Origin of the sequence: Halorubrum sp. Atlit-28R (assembly GCF_003665955.1) — an archaeon.
In the GTDB taxonomy this organism is placed as follows: Archaea; Halobacteriota; Halobacteria; order Halobacteriales; family Haloferacaceae; genus Halorubrum; species Halorubrum tropicale.
Window position 1 is genome coordinate 112385 of sequence record NZ_QPLS01000009.1, and the last position, 17524, is coordinate 129908.

At 69.9% G+C, this 17524-nt stretch carries 19 protein-coding genes; 11 read left to right on the forward strand and 8 right to left on the reverse strand.

The features are described 5' to 3' along the window. Window positions 1-43: 43 nt before the first annotated feature. Entirely contained in the window at window positions 44-574 is a 531-nt protein-coding gene (locus tag DVK06_RS13735; RefSeq protein ID WP_121600674.1) for a GNAT family N-acetyltransferase, read from the reverse strand. Further along, on the reverse strand, window positions 571-1824 hold the full coding sequence (locus tag DVK06_RS13740) for a TIGR00300 family protein (protein ID WP_121600675.1): 1254 nt from the start codon (window positions 1822-1824) through the stop codon (window positions 571-573). The genes DVK06_RS13735 and DVK06_RS13740 overlap by 4 nt, the downstream gene beginning before the upstream one ends. Window positions 1825-2085: 261 nt before the next feature. Between DVK06_RS13740 and DVK06_RS18720 the strand changes: the two genes are divergently transcribed. After that, window positions 2086-2622 (forward strand): twin-arginine translocation signal domain-containing protein, encoded by a 537-nt coding sequence (locus tag DVK06_RS18720; RefSeq protein WP_158600090.1) that lies wholly within the window; start codon window positions 2086-2088, stop codon window positions 2620-2622. 163 nt (window positions 2623-2785) lie between these two features. On the opposite strand, the gene DVK06_RS13755 is transcribed toward DVK06_RS18720, so the two are convergent. Beyond that, window positions 2786-4684 (reverse strand): site-2 protease family protein, encoded by a 1899-nt coding sequence (locus tag DVK06_RS13755; RefSeq protein WP_121600676.1) that lies wholly within the window; start codon window positions 4682-4684, stop codon window positions 2786-2788. A gap of 94 nt (window positions 4685-4778) precedes the next feature. On the opposite strand from DVK06_RS13755, the gene DVK06_RS13760 reads away from it, so the two are divergent. Both DVK06_RS13760 and DVK06_RS13765 read left to right on the forward strand, forming a co-directional pair. Beyond that, on the forward strand, window positions 4779-5240 hold the full coding sequence (locus DVK06_RS13760) for a DoxX family membrane protein (protein WP_121600677.1): 462 nt from the start codon (window positions 4779-4781) through the stop codon (window positions 5238-5240). A gap of 64 nt (window positions 5241-5304) precedes the next feature. Continuing rightward, the gene (locus tag DVK06_RS13765) at window positions 5305-5544 is read left to right on the forward strand and encodes a hypothetical protein (protein WP_121600678.1); all 240 of its coding nucleotides are present in this window, start codon (window positions 5305-5307) and stop codon (window positions 5542-5544) included. Window positions 5545-5578: 34 nt separating this feature from the next. On the opposite strand, the gene DVK06_RS13770 is transcribed toward DVK06_RS13765, so the two are convergent. The 3 genes from DVK06_RS13770 to DVK06_RS13780 form a co-directional block, all read right to left on the reverse strand. Next, window positions 5579-7234: a methyl-accepting chemotaxis protein gene (locus DVK06_RS13770; RefSeq protein ID WP_121600695.1), complete on the reverse strand. Its 1656-nt coding sequence runs from the start codon at window positions 7232-7234 to the stop codon at window positions 5579-5581. A 240-nt stretch (window positions 7235-7474) separates the two neighbouring features. Continuing rightward, window positions 7475-8458, reverse strand: coding sequence for a 5,10-methylenetetrahydromethanopterin reductase (locus DVK06_RS13775; RefSeq protein ID WP_121600679.1), 984 nt, complete (start codon window positions 8456-8458; stop codon window positions 7475-7477). Window positions 8459-8460: 2 nt separating this feature from the next. After that, window positions 8461-9216, reverse strand: coding sequence for a coenzyme F420-0:L-glutamate ligase (locus DVK06_RS13780; RefSeq protein ID WP_121600680.1), 756 nt, complete (start codon window positions 9214-9216; stop codon window positions 8461-8463). Window positions 9217-9687: 471 nt separating this feature from the next. Between DVK06_RS13780 and DVK06_RS13785 the strand changes: the two genes are divergently transcribed. From DVK06_RS13785 to DVK06_RS13800, 4 genes are all read left to right on the forward strand, one after another. Next, window positions 9688-10191 (forward strand): DUF367 family protein, encoded by a 504-nt coding sequence (locus DVK06_RS13785; RefSeq protein ID WP_121600681.1) that lies wholly within the window; start codon window positions 9688-9690, stop codon window positions 10189-10191. A 91-nt stretch (window positions 10192-10282) separates the two neighbouring features. Further along, entirely contained in the window at window positions 10283-10756 is a 474-nt protein-coding gene (locus DVK06_RS13790) for a redoxin domain-containing protein (RefSeq protein ID WP_121600682.1), read from the forward strand. A gap of 218 nt (window positions 10757-10974) precedes the next feature. Beyond that, complete coding sequence (locus DVK06_RS13795; protein WP_121600683.1) at window positions 10975-11181, forward strand: hypothetical protein; 207 nt, start codon at window positions 10975-10977, stop codon at window positions 11179-11181. 202 nt (window positions 11182-11383) lie between these two features. Continuing rightward, window positions 11384-11851 carry a hypothetical protein gene (locus DVK06_RS13800; RefSeq protein WP_121600684.1) on the forward strand — a complete coding sequence of 156 codons (468 nt, stop codon included), beginning with the start codon at window positions 11384-11386 and terminating at the stop codon, window positions 11849-11851. Between the two features lie 196 nt (window positions 11852-12047). Here DVK06_RS13800 and DVK06_RS13805 read toward each other — a convergent pair whose 3' ends face one another. Then, window positions 12048-12410: a DUF5518 domain-containing protein gene (locus DVK06_RS13805; protein WP_121600685.1), complete on the reverse strand. Its 363-nt coding sequence runs from the start codon at window positions 12408-12410 to the stop codon at window positions 12048-12050. Between the two features lie 138 nt (window positions 12411-12548). Between DVK06_RS13805 and DVK06_RS13810 the strand changes: the two genes are divergently transcribed. From DVK06_RS13810 to DVK06_RS19040, 4 genes are all read left to right on the forward strand, one after another. Continuing rightward, window positions 12549-14972 carry a cation-translocating P-type ATPase gene (locus tag DVK06_RS13810; protein WP_121600686.1) on the forward strand — a complete coding sequence of 808 codons (2424 nt, stop codon included), beginning with the start codon at window positions 12549-12551 and terminating at the stop codon, window positions 14970-14972. Between the two features lie 79 nt (window positions 14973-15051). Beyond that, window positions 15052-16056 carry a hypothetical protein gene (locus DVK06_RS13815; protein WP_121600687.1) on the forward strand — a complete coding sequence of 335 codons (1005 nt, stop codon included), beginning with the start codon at window positions 15052-15054 and terminating at the stop codon, window positions 16054-16056. Between the two features lie 69 nt (window positions 16057-16125). Next, entirely contained in the window at window positions 16126-16425 is a 300-nt protein-coding gene (locus DVK06_RS13820) for a hypothetical protein (protein WP_121600688.1), read from the forward strand. A 121-nt stretch (window positions 16426-16546) separates the two neighbouring features. Continuing rightward, on the forward strand, window positions 16547-16723 hold the full coding sequence (locus DVK06_RS19040) for a hypothetical protein (protein WP_006112147.1): 177 nt from the start codon (window positions 16547-16549) through the stop codon (window positions 16721-16723). Between the two features lie 70 nt (window positions 16724-16793). Here the strand turns inward: DVK06_RS19040 and DVK06_RS13825 are convergent. After that, the coding region (locus tag DVK06_RS13825) for an RNA-guided endonuclease TnpB family protein (protein ID WP_147438087.1) at window positions 16794-17524 on the reverse strand (731 nt) is incomplete at its 5' end.

Consider the following 17524-nt stretch of genomic DNA (forward strand, 5'->3'; position numbering starts at 1 on the left):
GAGTCGGACGGGACGCGGCGGCGGATCCGAACCGGGCCGACCTTCAGGCGTCGTCCAGCGGTCTCGCGACCATCTCCCCCCACGGCTCGAAGCCGCGGCGGTCGTAGAACCCCTTCGCGCGCTCGTTCGCGGGGTCGACGTCGAGGACCAGCCGGTCGAGCGGGAGGTCCTGATCGGCGGCGACCGCGAGCGCGGCGTCCAGCAGGTCGTCGGCGACGCCGGTCCCGCGGTGCTCGGGGGCGACGAACAGCTCGTTCAGCACCGCGGCGTCCCAGACCATCGACAGTCGCTCGGGGAGCACGAAGGCGTAGCCGACGAGGGCGGCGTCGCCCGCCGTCCCGCTCTCGCCCTCCCCCTCGACCGCGACGGTCACGCACCGGGCGTCGTCCGCGACGCAGCGGTCGACCCAGTCGAGCCAGCGCTCGCGGTAGGCGTCCGTGAGTTTCCCCTCGTAGGCGGCCGCCTTCCCGTCGCCGCCGGTGTTCTCGCCCAGGCCGCGCTCGAAGGCGACCTTCAGTTCGTACAGGCCGTCGGCGTCGCGCTCGTGGTCGTAGGGTCGGATCTCGGTGGTCACGCGTCGTCCCCCTCCAGCACGAACTCCGCGAGCGTCGGGACGAACGTGCCGATGTCGGTGACCATCCCGATCGCCTGCGCCGAGCCGCGGTCGAGCAGCTGGGTGACGGTGGCGGGGTCGATGTCGACGCAGACGGTCTTCGTCGTCGAGGGGAGGCAGTTGCCGACCGCGACGGAGTGGAGCAGCGTGGCGAGCATGATCACGAGGTCGGCCTCGTGGGCCTGCTCGCGGATCGCGTCCTGCGCCTCGACCGCGTCGGTGATCGTGTCCGGGAGCGGGCCGTCGTCGCGGACCGACCCCGCGAGGACGGTGTCGACGTCGTTCTCGACGCACTCGTACATCACCCCCTCCGTGACGATTCCCTCCGCCACGGCGGCCTCGATGCCGCCCACCCGGATTATCTCGGAGATGGTCCAGATGTGGTGTTTGTGGCCCTTCCGCGGGTGTTCGAGCGTCTCGACGTTCATCCCGAGCGAGGTGCCGTAGATGGACCGCTCCAGGTCGTGGGTGGCGAACCCGTTGCCGGCCGAGAGCGCGTCCACGTAGCCCGCGGCGACGAGGTCGGCGAGCGCGTCGCCCGCGCCGGAGTGGATCACGGCCGGCCCCGCGACGACCATCACGTCGCCGCCCTCGTCTTTCACCGCGCGCAGCTCCTCGGCGACCTCGCGGATCGTCGACTCAGAGGGGCGCTCCGCGGAGACGCCGCCCTGCATGAACCCGAACGCGCCGCCGCCGCTCCGGGGGCGTTCGGGCGGGTTCACCCGGATCCCGGACTGGTCGGTCGCGACGAGGTCCCCCTCCTCGACGGCGTTAAGGGTCTTGGTGTAGGCGCGCGGGCCCTCGCCGGCGTCCGCCCCCGGCTCGGGGTCGACCACCAGCGCGCAGTCCATCTCGATCCGCTCGACGTCGAGCCACTCGCCGTCGTACAGCACCTCCGTCGGGTGGTTCGTCGTCGAGTAGAAGTTCGGCGGGACGACCTTGTCCGCGGGCGCCGCGACGAGCTCCACCTCGGAGGGGTCTTCGAGCACCGCGCCGTTCTGGTGGAGCTCGTGGAGGATGTCCCGCAGCGTCTCGGGGTCGTCCGCGGAGACTGTCAGCCGGCAGTGCGACTCCTCGGTCTCGTGTTTCCCGACGTCGAACCGCTCGACGTCGAAGAATCCGCCGAGGTCCATCACCGCGCCGAAGCAGCGCTGCATCGTCCCGCTGTCGATGATGTGACCTTCGAGTTCGACGGTCCGCGAGTGGGTCATACGGTGGCGTCGCGCCCGGCGGGGAAACCGGTTTCCCTCGTTCTGTTGGCACCGGTTCACGGACTGGGCGCCGAACAAATATCGGAAATACTACAGATCAGGCGGAAAGGGTTGCTGGACACGGAGGCTAAAGTCAGCACAGCAGGTAGGCTACTTCCAGCTCCCCGTTATCAAATCACCCGCTCGGGATGTCCATGCCCCGAATATTGTGGGAGGAAACCGGGATAAGATATTTTTCTCAGTATGTCACATGTTTTGAATATGCCCTCCCGCCGGAAATTCCTCTCAGGAGTGGCCGCCGTGGGTGCTGTCGGAGTGGCAGGCTGCGTCGGTTCAGCCGAGACGACGACGGGACCAGTTCTCGTGAAATCAATCAATGTAGAGGCGGGCGCTTCTGCTGAGGGTACGACCAGAATTGACTTACTCACCGTGCTGTTCGAACCCTCGGAAAATAGCCTTCACGGGCAGTATGACCCTGAATACGCGGGTTCTGCGTTTGATGACCGATCCGTTACGGTCTCCGACCGTCTCGGTGAAGAACTGAAAGATCGGTTCGGAGACGTTCGGTATCTTGTTAGCGTAAATCCGACTGTGGGAGACGAGAGCCCAGTCAATGTGGCGGCCACACAGACCGACTTCAACGAACTTACCCTCGGCGGTCGTGCGACGGTCAGTACGAGGTCGGGGGAGGATGAGTTCCGCTATCTACAAGTCCACGATACTGAATCACGGAATCAAGCGGTATCCGACAGCGATATCAGAACCTTCGATCTTGAGTCGGCAGTCGGTTCTAACTAATTAGTGGTCCACCTGTTTCGACTACTCGTCGTCCTTCGTTGGCTTTCGATAAAGCGTGCTGACTCTACGCCCGCTGTTCAGCACCACGTCTCCGAGCATCAGTGGTCGATCGGTTCACCGACACCCCACGACTGCGAGGCGAAGCAGCCGGCGACGCCCGCGCTCAGATCAAGCCGAGCGCGGTGAGGATCTGGTTGCCGAAGATCATCGCGATCAGACCGCCGAGCATGACGAGCCCGGACGAGACCGTGATCGTCCGCACTGCGGCGTGCCGGTCGCTGATCGGGACCCGGCTGATCACGGCCTCGGCGACCATCCGGAGGATGCGACCGCCGTCGAGCGGGAACGCGGGCAGGCAGTTGAACAGCGCCAGCTGGATGTTGATCCACCCCGACCAGAAGAGGAGGTTCGCGAGCAGGAAGGTCCCGCCGCCGAGCGCCGCGAGCGGCCCCCCGACGACGAAGAAGTTGGTCAGGTCGCCGGTGAACCCCGCGAAGTTGAACGGGAGCCCGAAGAGGCTGCCGAGCGGGAGGATGAGCGCGACGAACACGAGGCCGAGCGGGGACTGGGTGACCCCGCCGAGCGGGACCCCGTCCGCGGCCTCGCCGCCGTCGCCGCCGAGCAGTTCGAGGTACGCGCCGGCGGGGTACTCGGTGACGCCCACGTCGTCGAGCGCGAGCCCGCTCGTCCCGGGGAAGACGCTGACGCCGATGAAGCCGCCGTCGCGGCTCGGATGGGGGTCGAGCTCCACGTCGTACGTCGCCTGCTCGCCGTCCGCGTCGTAGACGGTGACCGGGACGGTCTCGCCCGGGTCGCGCTCGCCGAGGACGGCCGAGAGCGCCCCGTTGTCGACGACGCGCTCGCCGTCCACCGAGACGATCGTCAGCGGCTCGCCGAGCGCCGCGCCCGCGTCGTGGATCGGGCCGTCCTCCTGGACGCCGACGACGTACGCGCCGATCGGCACGTCGGAGACGGTGACGGCCCCCTCGCCGTCCGCGGTCTCGACGCCGGAGGCGCTCTCGGCGCCCGGCGCGTCGCGGACCTGGTCGAGGACGCTCGCGTTGCCGGTCACGGTGAGCGTCGCACGCTCGTCGCCGCCGACCGCGTCGTAGAACGCCGACTCGGTCGCGACGGACTCGCCGTTGACGGCTGCGATCGTGACGGGCGATCCCTCGATCATGACGCCCAATGGGTTGCCGCCGGCGGAGCCGACCACCTGTAGCTCGCGGTCGACCGTCACCGTCTCGCGGGCGTCGCCGTCGTCGACGGTGAGCGCGACGGACTCGCCGGCGTCGGCGATCGCGGCCTCGAACTCGGCGCTCGTCTCGACCGGCGCGCCCGCCACCTCGACGATCCGGTCGCCCTGCGAGAGGTCGGCGGCGGCCGCCGGCGAACCGGGGTTCACCTCGCCGACCGCGTAGCCGGGCGCGGGCGAGATGGCGCCGACGACGGGCCCGAACAGGAGCGCGAAGACGACGATCGTCAGGACCGTGTTCGCGGTGACGCCGGCCGCGAACATCCGGGCGCGGGCGCCGCGGGAGGCCTCCTGCGTCGCCTCCTCGTCCGGCTCGACGAACGCGCCGACCGGGAGCAGCGCGAAGAAGACCAGTCCCATCGACTCGATGTCGATGTCCTCGACCCGGCAGAGGAGCCCGTGCGCGCCCTCGTGGACGACCATCGCGCCGGCGAGCCCGGCGACGATCTCGGGCGCGACGGAGAGGGGGAGGAAGTCGTTGACCCCGGGGATGATGAGGAAGTTCTGCGGCTGCTGGATCGCCGAGGGCTGCGCGTTGGTGAACGCCGACCGAGCCGACGAGAGGATGAGCGCGAACGACGCCACCATCGCCACTAGGGCGCCCCCGAGCCCGAGGTTGGCGACCGCGCGCCAGAACCGCTTCGGCGCGGCCAGTCGGCCGAGGAAGGCGCGCCCGCGGAGCGTCCGGAGGGTCAACACCGGACCGGAGACCCTGAACGCGTCCGGGAGGACACCCTCGTTCCGCAGCCACATCGCGACCGCGGAGTAGGCGAGGACCCCGGTGAGCACCCAGAACAGCGTGTTCATTACGACCCGGTACGGTTCGCCCGTTCGTAAGGGGTTCGGTTCCAGGAACCCCCGGCGGCGAGGACTGATACGCTTCCCGCTCGTGTGTCGCGGTATGACCGACGCAGACCGAACGCGGGCCGAGACCGAAGCGGACGCCCCCGTCGAAGCCGAGCGGTCGCTCGCGCCGCTGATGGGCGCGACGTACGTCGTCGCCGGGATCGCGCACTTCCTGATCCCGGAGCGCTTCGCCGAGGCGGTCCCGCCGTCGTTCCCGCGGCCGGTCGGGCTCGTCTACCTCTCCGGGGTCGCCGAGATACTCCTCGGGATCGGCGTCGCGATCCCGCGGACGCGACGCGTCTCGGCGTGGGGGATCGTCGCCCTCCTCGTCGCGGTGTTCCCCGCGAACGTCCACCTCGCCCGGAGCGAGACGCTGAACGACCTCGTCCCGGAGCCGCTCGTCGCGCCGGCCCGGCTCGCGGCGTTGGTCCGGCTGCCGTTTCAGGGCGTGCTGATCGGGTGGGCGCTGCGCTACGCGCGCGCCGACGAGGCCGAGTCGACGGCGGCGGCGGCGTGAGGCGCGCGCGAGAGGCGCCGCCGCGAACTCAACACCCAAGTACCCCCCGGTCCAACCGTGGTCCATGATCGCGCTCATTGACTTCGTCTCGCGGCTGGTCGGCGACGTCGGCCGGTTCGTCGACATCTTACTGAACGACCTGATCCTCGGCGCGGGCGACCCGCTGTCAGCGCTCCTCGTCCTCGTCGGACAGGTGCTGATCGTCGCCTCCGTCGGCGCGCTCGGATACGCGGCGGCCGGCGCGCTGCTCGGCGAGATCGGCGTCGACCTGCCCTCGCTCGGCGGTCGCGGCCGCTCGGAATAGAAACGAACCCACGGTCGGCCCGGCCGGGAATCCGTCAGTCGTCGTCGCCCGGCGCCGACCGAGTCGCGGCGGCGTCCGCCGGAGTCCCGGTCGCGATCCCGCCCTCCCCCGCGCCGTCCGGCACCTCGAACTCGTTCAGCCGCGCGAGCAGCTCGTCGGACTGCTCCGAGAGCGTGTGGACCCGCTCCGTCACCTCCGAAACGGTCGCGGTCTGCTCCTCGGCCGCGGCAGCGACGGTCTCGGCCTCGGTCGCGGTCTGCCGGCTCACGGACGCGACCCCGTCGACCATGTCGACGACCTCCTGGGTCGTGCGCGCCTGGTCGTCGGTCGCGTCGCTGATCTCCTGGACCGTCTCGTCGACGGTCGTCACGTCCTCGACGACCCCCTCGAACTCCCGCAGCGTCGACTCGATGGTCTCGACGCCCTCGGCGACCTGCGCCTCCATCGCCTCGGCGTCGGCCGCGGTCTCGGCGGACGCCTCCTGGACCGCCTCGATGCGCCCGGAGATCTCCGCGGCGGACTCCCGGGTCTCCTCGGCGAGCGACTTCACCTCGTCGGCGACGACCGCGAACCCGTCGCCGGAGCCGTCGGCGCGGGCCGCCTCGATCGAGGCGTTCAGCGCGAGCAGGTTGGTTTCCTCCGCGATCTCGTCGATCACGGCCGCGATCTCGTCGATCTCACCGACCCGCTCCACGAGGTCGGTGACGGCGGCCGCGGTCTCGCCGATCCGGCTCTCCAGGGTCTCGAGCTCGGCGATCGCCTCGGCCGCCTCCTCGCGCCCGGAGCGACCGCGGTCGGCCGCGTCGCGGGCCGTCTCGGCGGCGTCGTCAGCCGAGGCGGCGATCTCCTCGACGGTCGCCGACAGCGTGTTCATCTCGCCCGCGATCGCCTCCAGCTCGTCGGTCTGCTCGGCCGCGCCGTCGGAGATCTCCCCGACCGATCCGGCGACGTCGCCGCTCGCGCCCTCGACCTCGTCCATGCTCGCGCGCACGTCATCCGCGGTGCCGGCCACGTCCGCGGTGAACGCGCCCACGTCGCCGACCGTCTCGCCGAGCGTCGCGACGAGCCGGTTGTAGTTGTCGACGAGCTCCGCGTACCGGTCCTCGTCGGTCGCCAGCGCGTCCTCGTCGATGGTCGCCGTCAGGTCGCCGTTCTGCGCGCGCTCGGCGGCGTCGGCGAAGGCGTCGACGAGCGCCTCCAGCTCGGTCGTGTAGGCGGCGAGGTTCTCGGCCATCTCGTCGAGCGAGTCGCCGAACGACCCGGGCACGTCCTCGTCGAGCGCCGGGTCGTCGAACTCCTGCGCGGCGAGCGCCTCGGCCTGCGCCGAGACGGTCGCGAGGTAGCCGTGGACCTCGCCGAACGCGGCCACGAGGCTCCCGACCTCGTCGGGCTGGCTCGGGTCGAGGGCGTCCGCGCCGTCCCGGTCGACGCCCTCGACCTCGCCCGCGGCGATCGCCTCGGCCTGACGCTCTAAGCCCCGAATCGGAGCGACGAGGTCCCGGCGGACGATGAGCAGCGTGTTGTAGATGGCGACGACGGACCCGAGGAACAGCGCTCCGGAGACGACGTACGCGACGGTGCCGGAGAGGACGAACTGCGCGAGAAAGATACCGACGGTGACGAGGAACTGGATGCCGACGGCCGCGACCATCTTGCGCTCTATCGATTCCGAGACGCCGAGCCCGTCCATCGTCCGCCAGAGGAGGGCGTCGTACCGCCCGCGTATCCCGGGGCGGCGCTGCCGTGTCGTGGACATGTCCGGACCTCGACGGGACCGGGTTATCAACCTCCCGCCGGCGTTATCACGTTCGATTCTCGATTATCACGGGCCGAGAATCCGCGGACCGGGCGGGCGCCGGTCGAACGGCGGACGGTCGAACGGCGAGCGGGCGCGCCGTCGCGGAGCCTCGGAACAGCCCGTCGCGGGGTCTCAAAAGAGCCCGTCGACCGCCTCCGCCGCGAGGTCGACGGCGGCCTCCAGGTCGGGGCCGAGCGGCGACCCGACGACGAGGCCGTCGGCGTGCTCGGCGACCGCGGCGGCGCGCTCGCGGACGGTCGCGGGCGTGCCCGCCATACAGAACGCGTCGACCATCTCGGGCGTCACGCGCTCGAAGGCGGCCGAGAACTCGCCGGCTGAGACGCGCTCGCCGATCTCGCTCGCCGCGTCCGGGTCGATCCCGTGGCGCTTCAGGACGGGCGGCGCCGCGCCCGCGGCGATGAACGCGACCGGGGGGCGGGCGGCCTCGCGGGCGGCCGCCTCCTCGTCGGCGACCGACACCGCTGCGTACGCGATCAGGTCGAACTCGCCGCGGTGGTCCGGCCTGTCGTTGAGGCCGTCGTCGACTTGGTCGCGAGCCCACGCAAGGTCCTTCGGGTGCGACCCGTTGTACAGCAGTCCGTCGGCGTGTTTCGCGGCCATCCGGCACATGTGCGGCCCCTCGCCGCCGACGTGGACGGGGATGTCAGCGCCCTGCGGCGGCTCGTAGTTGAGGCCCGCGTCCGCGGCGTCGAAGGCGCCCTCGTGGTCGACGCGCTCGCCGGCCCACAGCTTCTGGGCGGTCTTGAACGCCTCCAGGACAGGCCGGAGTCCCCGCTCGTCTTCGAGACCGAGGTTCGAGAGCGTCGAGGGGTCGCCCGGCCCGAGGCCGAAGACGGCGCGGCCCGCGGCGACCTCGTCGAGGGTGGCGACCTTCGAGGCGAGCGTCACGGGGTGGGTCTCGTAGGGGTTGGCGACGCCGGGGCCGAGCCGGACGGACTCGGTGGCGGCCGCGAGCCGCGAGAGGAACGCCCACGGGTCGCGGTTATTGTAGTGACACGTCGAGTAGACGGCGTCGTAGCCGGCCTCCTCGGCGCGGACGCCGAGGTCGACGAGGCGGGACATCTCGTGTTCGGGGGTGAGTTCGATGCCGAGCATGGTTACTCCTGAAACGTCCACTCCCGCAGGGCCTGGCGGACGAAGTCGCCCTCGACCTCGCGGAAGTGACTGTCCGAGCCGTCGTGGTCGCCGAACTCCCAGTCGCGGACGACGACCACGGGGGTCCCGCCCGCGCCTTCGCCGGCGACGAGGTTGGCGGCCGCGGCGAGCTCGTCGACCACGTTCTGGACGGTGACGCCCATCTCGCGGCCGTCGCGGTCGCACTCGCCACGCCAGTCGCGGCTGGCGGGCATCCCGGCCCACCCGATCGCGACCCCGCGCTGCCCGTGGCGGAACGGGCGCCCGCAGGTGTCGCTGACGACGACGCGGTCGGCCGCGAGCCCCCGGCGGATCCGCGCCGCGCTCTCGGAGGGGCGCTCCGGGAGAAGCAGCAGGTCGCCGTCGGGGACGTTCGACCGGTCGATGCCGGCGTTGACGCCGACGTGGCCGAAACGCGTCGCGGTGAGGAGGAACGGCGCCTCCATCACGAGCTCCGTCGACTCCTCGATGACGGCCTGCGCGAACCGCGGGTCCTTCTCCTCGCCGGTGATCTCGGCGAGCCTGTCGGCCACCTCCCTCGCGCGCGGGCTCGCCGGGAAGTCGTCGAGCTCGAAGACGCGGCCCTCCGCCTTCGAGACGACCGTGCTGGCGACGACGACCACGTCGTCCTCGCGGAGGTCGACGCGCTCGCCGACCATGGCCGCCAGGTCGTCCCCCTCCCGGATCTCCGGGAGGTCCGGAACCGCGAACAGCTCCATGTGATCACCTTCGCGGCGACGTGGAAAAACCCCGCCGGTACCGGGCCGGTTTGACGGTATCCGCGGCGTGGTGTGTGAGGATCCCCGGTCACCGATGTCGACGTTCAGACAGAGAAGCAGGCGTTAATGACACGATACCGCACGTAACGCGGTTTTGTTAAACGTATATTAGGTGATGACAGCGGTAACGAGTCATTCAGCCGAACAGTTTTGTACCGTGACTGACGACCCTCGGCCGCGATGTGCGAATCAGCGACTGAAGCCGATCCGGCACCGATCGGTACGCGAACGCGTGTCCCGGCCGACAGCGACGACGACGAACCGTTCGTGACGCGGACCCGCGCCCCGTGAGGGGCGGCGGGCCACGGTCTCGCTGACTTTTCGCCGCAGCCGTTCGCACCCGTCCGCGCCTGTCCACACTCGTCCGCCCCCGTCCGCACGGCTTATACGCGACTCCGCCGAACCCGGGGTGTGGACCTCCACGTCCGGTACGAGGGCGACGACGACCCCGACAAGTGTACGGCCCGGAAGCTCTCGCGGTTCGACCTCGCCGAGCTCCACCGTTCGGACCGGGCCACGCCGTACGGGGTCGTGCTCAACCCCCACGCGGAGCGCGCGCTCTCGCCCGCGGACGCCGAGCGGGCCGCAGAGAGCGCGCTCGTCGCGCTCGACTGCTCGTGGGAGTCGGCCGGCGAGAAGATGTTCAGCCTCCCCGGCGAGCACCGCGCGCTCCCGTACCTCGTCGCCGCGAACCCCGTGAACTTCGGGCGGCCGATGCGGCTCACGACGGTCGAGGCGTTCGCGGCCGCGCTCGCGATCCTCGGCGAGCGCGACCACGCGGAGCGCGTCCTCGCGAAGTTCACCTGGGGCGAGACGTTCCTCGAACTCAACGCCGAGCCGCTCCGGCGGTACGCCGACTGCGAGGACTCGGCCGCGGTCGTCGCGGTCCAGCAGGAGTACCTCGACCGGGGGTAGCGACCGCTCGCCTCGGAGCCGGCGGTTCCGATACCGGCACCGAACGGGGTCGCGACAAGCCTTTTGGGTGATTCGACCGTACCGATGAGCGATGGTTTCCACGGGCGACGACGCACCGGCGTTCACCGCGACGGTCGGCACGAGCGACCACGAGCCGTTCGACCTCGACGAGCGGATCGGCGACGGGCCGGTCGTGCTCGCGTTCTTCCCCGGCGCGTTCACGCCGCCGTGTACGAACGAGATGATCGCGTTCCAGGAGCACGCCGACGCCTTCGCCGACGCGGGCGCGACCCTGTTCGGGATCAGCGCCGACTCGCCGTTCTCGCAGGGCGCGTTCCGCGAGGAGCACGGCATCGAGTTCGACCTCGTGAGCGACATGGCCGGCGACGCGATCCGCGCGTACGGGCTGGAGATCGACATCGCCGACCTCGGGCTCCACGGCATCGCCAACCGCGCTGTGTTCGTGATCGACGACGACGGGCAGATCGTCTACGACTGGGTCGCCGACGACCCGACGAACGAGCCCGACTACGAGGCGGTCCTCGACGCCGTCGAGAGCGCTTAAATATCGGACTGCCGCGGAGTAGTCGGCTCCGTTGCGATTCGTATCGGACTTTTATTCGTAGGGCTCTGTCGAAATCTTCTGAAAGCGATACGTACTACGTGCGAGATACAGAGGATGTGGTCAGTACGGGAACATAGTGTGCTACTCAGTCAGATTCCGTCACATTTCCCGGGCGAAGTGAGCGGAATGTCTTTACCTCGGTGACGTTTTCAAAGCATATGCGCGGCCCCCTCCACGCGCTCTGGAACACCCGTCTCATCGGAACTTACCTTCGATTACGTGTCGGATTTCTCCTCGCAGGGGTTCTGGCGCTTGCTGGTGGGGCCGTCCTCCTTGGAATTGGGGGTCTATGGGGGATCTTGACCCTCTTTGGTCTCGTCTCGCTTATCCTGTTGGCCTTTGGGCTCGTCCTGATTACCCGATAGTTCCGGTGACCATTCGCGTCCCTGTATCGAACGTTCCAGTCGGGCGAAAGCGACCAGTACTGATGACACACTCGCGCCCCCTATTCAGCACATCCTCGAAAAGCTACCCGCTCCCTGTCAGTAATGGTGTGACCGATACAGAGGATATATTTGACGAGACGGGTATGGGAAGATACTTTTTGAGAAGGACAGAAACCGACGTATGAATCGTCGTGCCCTCCTTGCCTCGCTCGCTACCTATGGGGCCGCCTTGACGTCCGGGTGTCTAGATAGTCTCGCGGGGATTCCGAACGAGTCGTTCCAACTTGGCTACGTCGCAGTTCACAACTCCACCGAGAACGCTCACCAGATTGCGATTCGGGTGAGACGCGACGGCACAAACGTTCACCGTTCGACACACGATGTGGCCGGACAGGACGGGGCCGTCGTCGAGAGCGCGATTCCGGAGTGCGACTGGGGGAGTGCCCGTGGACGATACGAAGTCGATGTTCGAGTCAACGATAGCGACTGGGTTACCGAGTCGTTCCAAGGGTACGAGACAGACGGTGGCGACTGTTCGATTGCAATCGCCGAGGGCACGCTCTGGGAAGGAGAACGCCTCGACTTCGGCTACCGCCGAGCGTGTGATTACGATAATCCTCCTGATGGTCTTTGTTCGTTTGACTCGTGATACACTCGCGCTCTCTATTCAGCAAGACTGCTGAGACACATCACCAATTGATGGTTTCGACAGAGCCATGGTCGTTAACCGTGACTCGCCGGCGATTTTACGCGTGTAACTCGCGGCGTGTCGGTCGCTCGTCGGCAGGGGTGGGTGAACAGAGAATTCCCGCTGACGAGTCATCTCGGCGACCGCCAAACCCCACCTACTCCCCGACCACGCCGCCGATGGCGCCCGCGAGCGCCGAGTCGACGGCGAACAGGAACGTGAGGAACAGGCCGACGACTAGCACGCCGGCGCCGCCGAGCAGGCTCCCGAGCGGGCCGCCCACGAGGCCGACGAGGCCGCCGAAGAGGGCGAGCAGCAGCGTGACCACGACCCCGCTCACCGACCCCGCCAGCAGCCCGTGCCAGAAGCCGGAGAGCAGGCCGCCGCCCGCCAGGTACCCCGCGACGAAGCCGCCGACGAGGCCGGCGGCCGCGTGCCCCACCACGGGGACGAGCGTCGCGAGCAGCCCGGCGATCAGCATCACGACGAACCCGTAGCCCACGGCGCGCCAGTTGGTCATGCGACGAGGTAGCCTATCGGCGGGTAAATACTTCGTCGTCAAATTGCTATTCCTATGCGTTTATTTAATAACTCTTGATAAGAGATGCTGTTAGATTGGTAGCTGGATTAATAACGCTGTGAGCGGTAGCGGTTAGTAATGAGCGACTCGCGCGAAGCGGACGGTCCCGACGACGAGCCGGCCGACCGCCCCGCCGGTGCGGCGACGGACGAGCCCGACGAGGCGCGGCTCCGGCTCACGGTGCCGGACATGGACTGCTCGTCGTGCGCGGGGAAGGTCGAGGGCGCGCTCGACCGCGAGGGCGTGCACTCGGTCGACACCCGTCCGACCACGGGCGTCGTCGTCCTCGCGTACGACCCCGACCTGACGGACGTCGAGGCGCTGACGGCCGCGGTCGAGGGCGCCGGCTACGCCGTCGCGGACGCGGAGTCGGACGGCGTCGCCGACGACCTGTTCACGAGCCCCCGAGCGATCGCGACCGCGGTCGGCGGAGCGTTCCTCGCGGTCGGCCTCGTCTTGGAGTGGCTGCTCCCCGGGCTCGACCCGACGTTCGCGACGGTCGGCGGCGTGGGGTTCCTCGGGCCGTGGGCGGTCACCGGCGCGTCCGTCGCGTACCTGCTGGCGGTCGCGGTCGCCGGCCCGCCGATCCTGCGGAACGGATTCTACTCGCTGCGCGGCCTGAGCCTCGACATCGACCTCCTGATGAGCGTCGGGGTCGTCGCCGCGCTGCTCGTCGACCTCCCGTTCGAGGCGGCGACGCTCGCGGTGCTGTTCTCGGTCGCCGAGCTGCTCGAACGCTACTCGATCGACCGGGCGCGCACCTCCCTCCGCGAGCTGATGGAGCTGTCGCCGGACGAGGCGGTCGTGATCCGCGACGGCGACGAGGAGACGGTCCCCGCCGAGCGCGTCGCGACGGGCGAGCGGCTCGCGGTGCGGCCGGGCGAGCGCGTCCCGCTCGACGGCGTCGTCCGCGAGGGCTCCGGCGCGGTCGACGAGTCGCCGATCACCGGCGAGTCCGTGCCCGCGGAGAAGGCGCCCGGCGACGAGGTGTACGCCGGCTCGATCAACGAGGCCGGCTACCTCGAGGTCGAGGCGACGGCGCCCGCGAGCGAGTCGACCATCGCGCGGGTCGTCGAGCTCGTGGAGGCCGCCAACGGCGAGGAGACGCGCGCCGAGCGGTTCGTCGACCGCTTCGCGGCCGTCTACACCCCGATCGTCGTGGTCGGCGCGGTCGCGACCGCGGCGCTCGGTCCGGTCCTATTCGGCGGCGGCGCGGAGACGTGGTTCGTCCGCGGGCTCACCCTGCTCGTGGTCGCGTGCCCGTGCGCGTTCGTCATCTCGACGCCCGTCAGCGTCGTCTCCGGCGTGACCGCGGCCGCGCGCAACGGCGTCCTGATCAAGGGCGGCGAGCACCTGGAGGCCGCCGGCGACGTGGACGCCGTCGCGCTCGACAAGACCGGGACGCTCACGCGCGGGGAGCTGTCGGTGACCGACGTGGTGCCCCTCGGCGACCGCGGGGCCGACGACGTGCTGGCGTGCGCGACCGCCGTCGAGCGCCGGAGCGAACACCCGGTCGCGGCGGCGATCGTCGCGCGCGGCGAGGAGGCGGGCGTCGCGCCCGACGGCGAGGACGCGACCGCGGTCACCGGCTTCGAGGCGCTGACCGGCGAGGGCGTGCGCGCCGACCTCGACGGCGAGACCCACTACGCCGGCAAGCCCTCCCTGTTCGAGGAGCTCGGCTTCGACCTGAGCCACGCGCACGTCCGGCCCGACGGCGGAGTCGTCCGCGGACGCGACGCGGACGGCGACGCCCCCGACGGCGCGAGCGCGAGCGTCACCGAGCCCGAGTCCTGCGACCACGGCCAGTACCTCGACCTGGCGAGCGAGACGATCCCCCGGCTCCAGGCGGAGGGGAAGACCGTCGTCCTCGTCGGGACGGAGACGGAGCTGGAGGGGGTCATCGCGGTCGCCGACACCGTCCGCCCGGAGGCGGCGTGGGTCGTCGACCGGCTCCACGAGCTCGGGGTCGACCGCGTCGCGATGCTCACCGGCGACAACGACCGGACAGCGCGTGCCATCGGCGAGCGCGTCGGCGTCGACGAGGTCCGCGCGGAGCTGCTCCCGGACGAGAAGGTCGACGCGGTCCGCGAGCTCGCGGCCGATGCGGAGGGCGGCGCCGCGATGGTCGGCGACGGGATCAACGACGCGCCGGCGCTGGCGGCCGCGGACGTGGGGATCGCGATGGGCGCCGCCGGCACCGACACCGCCATCGAGACCGCCGACGTGGCGCTGATGGCCGACGACCTGACGCGGCTGCCGTACGTCGTCGACCTCTCCTCGCGCGCGAGCTCGACGATCCGGACGAACATCGGCGCCTCCCTCGCCGTGAAGGCGCTCCTGGCGGCCGGCGCCCCGCTCGGCTACGTGAGCGTCGCCATGGCCGTGGTCGTCGGCGACATGGGGATGAGCCTCGGCGTCACCGGCAACGCGCTCCGCCTCGGCAACGTCGAGCCCGCGGAGCCGCCGGCGGCGGACGCGCCCGCCGACGAGTCCGGCGCGTAGCGGAGCGCGCGCCGCCGGTCGGCGGGATCCGGCGAGATCGGCCTCACGATTTTTATCGGCTCGACGGCAATTCGAGCGCATGCCCTCCGAGAGCGGACCCGCGACCGCGGCCGACGCGGTCGACGCCGTCGAGCCCTCCGAGTCCGTCGGGGACGCCGAGCGCGACGAGGCCGCCGGCCGCGACGACTCGGCCGCGACCGACGGCGCCGACGCGACCGGGGGTCTCGGGCGCGAGGCGATCGAGTGGGGACCGGTCCGGTACGACCGGCTGAGGTCGCTCGCGGCCGGCGCAACGGGCGGGATCGCCGGCGCCGTCCTCGTCGGGATCGGGGCCGTCGTCGCCGCCGTGCTCACCGGGATCGGCGAGTTCGCGCTGCCGAGCGTCGGCCTCGCCGAGGCCGCCGTCGGCGTCGGGTTCCTGTTCGCGCTCGCGGTCGCCACCGTCCCCTCGCTGTACGTCTGGTACCGCGAGACCGCGGTCAGCGAGCTGACCGTCTCCCGGCTGCGCGCGGCCGCGGGCGCGCTGCGGCCCGGCTGGACGCTCGCCGGGCTCGGCGCGGTCGCCGCGGCGGCGGTGGCGCTCCCGTCTGACCTCCTTCCGGCCTTCTGGCCGCTGTTCTGGCTCGTCTGGTTCGTGCCGGCCGTCGTCCAGTCGTCGGGCAAGACCGTCCGGCTCGACCCGGCGGCGGCGACGGTCGAGCGGACGTACCCCAGCTACGACCGGACCCGGAGCGACGACCTCGGCTCGGTCGTGCGGACGCGGCGGGTCGACCTCCGGTCGACGACGCTGTTCCTGCTCGCGTACCGCGGGAACGCGTGGTTCCGGTCGACGCCGTGGCTGTTCGTCCCGACCCACCGCGCCGACGAGGTCGAGGCGGCGCTCGACGCGGTGCTGGCGGAGAGCGACGGCCCGGACCGCGCGAGCGTCCCGGAGCGGCTCACCCTCGCGGTCCTGGGATCGTTCTCGCTCGTCGTCGGGCTCCTGATGGCCGTCGCGGCCGGCGAGGGCGCGGGCGGCGTGGCGCTGGCGCTGCTCACGGCCCCGTTCTCCCTGCTGTTTCTCGCGCTGGCCGCGCGCCTGTGAGACGCTCCCGACACCGGACGTGACACCCCCTACCACGCGACTCATATACTCGCGGACCGTAGCACGGACATGGACAGACAGCGTCTGGAACGCGCGCTCGAAGACGAGTTCGGGGGGACCGAGGCGGAGCGGCGCGCCGTCTCGCGGGCGGCCCGCGACCTCGTCGACTCCGGGCGGCCCTCCGAGGACCGCGGTCACGGGCTGACCGTGCCGGGGGTGGTCGGGCACATGGAGGACGCCCCGGACGGCTCCTCGCTCGTCGAGCGCTGGAACTGGTGGGTGGGCGCGCTCGACGCCGCATACGGCGGCTACGACTACTTCACGGTGCGGTTCGTCGAGGACGACGAGGCGACCGACCTCCGTCGGTAGGGGGAGGCGGACCCCGGAACCGCCGTGCCCGAATCGCCGGCCAGCGGTTCGGAGCGGTCCACTTTCACTTTCACTCCGGGGATGGCTCGGTTATAGGGTCGTTCCGGCCCGAGGGTGATGTATGAGCGCAGTAACCGCCGACCGACCGCGGTACGCGACGCCGACGCGCGTGGACGTCACCGACTGTCGAACCGACCGGCTCCCGGACCGCGTCCGGGCGAACCGCGTCGACGGCAGCGAGGTCCACCTCGAACGCCGGGGCGGGCGGACGTTCCTCGTCACGCGGCCGACCGAGTGACAGTCGCTTTCGGGCGGCATTGACATCCTCCCCGCGCTAAAGCGCGAGGATTCCTCCGTTGGGGATTCGGCTATCGACCCACGGAGGCAACTTGCGGGTTTGTGCGCACTTCTTTGGGACTTTCGTGAGGGTGTGGTTGCCCCGACCAGTCGTGGTCGTCCCACTCGAATCGCACGGGCCGTGCCATCGGCCTGACTTCCGTATCGCTGTTTTCTCGAAGGAACGTCTCTGACGCTGTGAGGTCGACGTGTCCCTCGAAGCCACACGAACACGTCAACGTATCTCCGTGGCGAACCGTCTCCTCGTGGTCGTCACACTCAGGACACGTCTGACTCGTCCACGCTTCCGACTCGGCTTCAACACTAATGCCGTACTCCTCACAGACGCACGCGAGGCGGTGAATGAACTTCTTGAACGCCCAGAAGTTGTGCGTCTTCTCGTTCACCCTGACCGACCAGTGCGTTTCCAGTACGTCGGTCAAGTCGCCCACGTACACCGTCGCCACGCCCTCGTCGTACAGCTGTTCAACGAGGTCGCGCACCAGCGCGTTCTGTGCGTGATCACGGCGTTTCGTCTGCTGTCGGTACAGCCGTCGAATGCGCTTCGAGGAGGAGCGATCCTCATGCAGATTCGACTGGAGGCGGGCGATTTCGTTTGTTGTCTCGCGGAACCGCCCGAACAACTCACGACCGTCGTAGAGGTACTGGTTCCCAGTGGTCGTGGAACAGGCGACGAGATTGTTCGCGCCAACGTCAAGGGCGGCTTCGTGAGAAGCCAGTGGTGAATCCAGTCGAGAATCAG

What these genes read in the sequence shown, in the direction of transcription:
- DVK06_RS13740 (WP_121600675.1), bottom strand. Translation starts at nt 1,824, where the DNA reads ATGACCCACTCGCGGACCGTCGAACTCGAAGGTCACATCATCGACAGC.
- DVK06_RS18720 (WP_158600090.1), top strand. Translation starts at nt 2,086, where the DNA reads ATGCCCTCCCGCCGGAAATTCCTCTCAGGAGTGGCCGCCGTGGGTGCT.
- DVK06_RS13755 (WP_121600676.1), bottom strand. Translation starts at nt 4,684, where the DNA reads ATGAACACGCTGTTCTGGGTGCTCACCGGGGTCCTCGCCTACTCCGCG.
- DVK06_RS13760 (WP_121600677.1), top strand. Translation starts at nt 4,779, where the DNA reads ATGACCGACGCAGACCGAACGCGGGCCGAGACCGAAGCGGACGCCCCC.
- DVK06_RS13765 (WP_121600678.1), top strand. Translation starts at nt 5,305, where the DNA reads ATGATCGCGCTCATTGACTTCGTCTCGCGGCTGGTCGGCGACGTCGGC.
- DVK06_RS13770 (WP_121600695.1), bottom strand. Translation starts at nt 7,234, where the DNA reads ATGGACGGGCTCGGCGTCTCGGAATCGATAGAGCGCAAGATGGTCGCG.
- DVK06_RS13775 (WP_121600679.1), bottom strand. Translation starts at nt 8,458, where the DNA reads ATGCTCGGCATCGAACTCACCCCCGAACACGAGATGTCCCGCCTCGTC.
- DVK06_RS13780 (WP_121600680.1), bottom strand. Translation starts at nt 9,216, where the DNA reads ATGGAGCTGTTCGCGGTTCCGGACCTCCCGGAGATCCGGGAGGGGGAC.
- DVK06_RS13790 (WP_121600682.1), top strand. Translation starts at nt 10,283, where the DNA reads ATGGTTTCCACGGGCGACGACGCACCGGCGTTCACCGCGACGGTCGGC.
- DVK06_RS13795 (WP_121600683.1), top strand. Translation starts at nt 10,975, where the DNA reads ATGCGCGGCCCCCTCCACGCGCTCTGGAACACCCGTCTCATCGGAACT.
- DVK06_RS13800 (WP_121600684.1), top strand. Translation starts at nt 11,384, where the DNA reads ATGAATCGTCGTGCCCTCCTTGCCTCGCTCGCTACCTATGGGGCCGCC.
- DVK06_RS13805 (WP_121600685.1), bottom strand. Translation starts at nt 12,410, where the DNA reads ATGACCAACTGGCGCGCCGTGGGCTACGGGTTCGTCGTGATGCTGATC.
- DVK06_RS13810 (WP_121600686.1), top strand. Translation starts at nt 12,549, where the DNA reads ATGAGCGACTCGCGCGAAGCGGACGGTCCCGACGACGAGCCGGCCGAC.
- DVK06_RS13815 (WP_121600687.1), top strand. Translation starts at nt 15,052, where the DNA reads ATGCCCTCCGAGAGCGGACCCGCGACCGCGGCCGACGCGGTCGACGCC.
- DVK06_RS13820 (WP_121600688.1), top strand. Translation starts at nt 16,126, where the DNA reads ATGGACAGACAGCGTCTGGAACGCGCGCTCGAAGACGAGTTCGGGGGG.
- DVK06_RS19040 (WP_006112147.1), top strand. Translation starts at nt 16,547, where the DNA reads ATGAGCGCAGTAACCGCCGACCGACCGCGGTACGCGACGCCGACGCGC.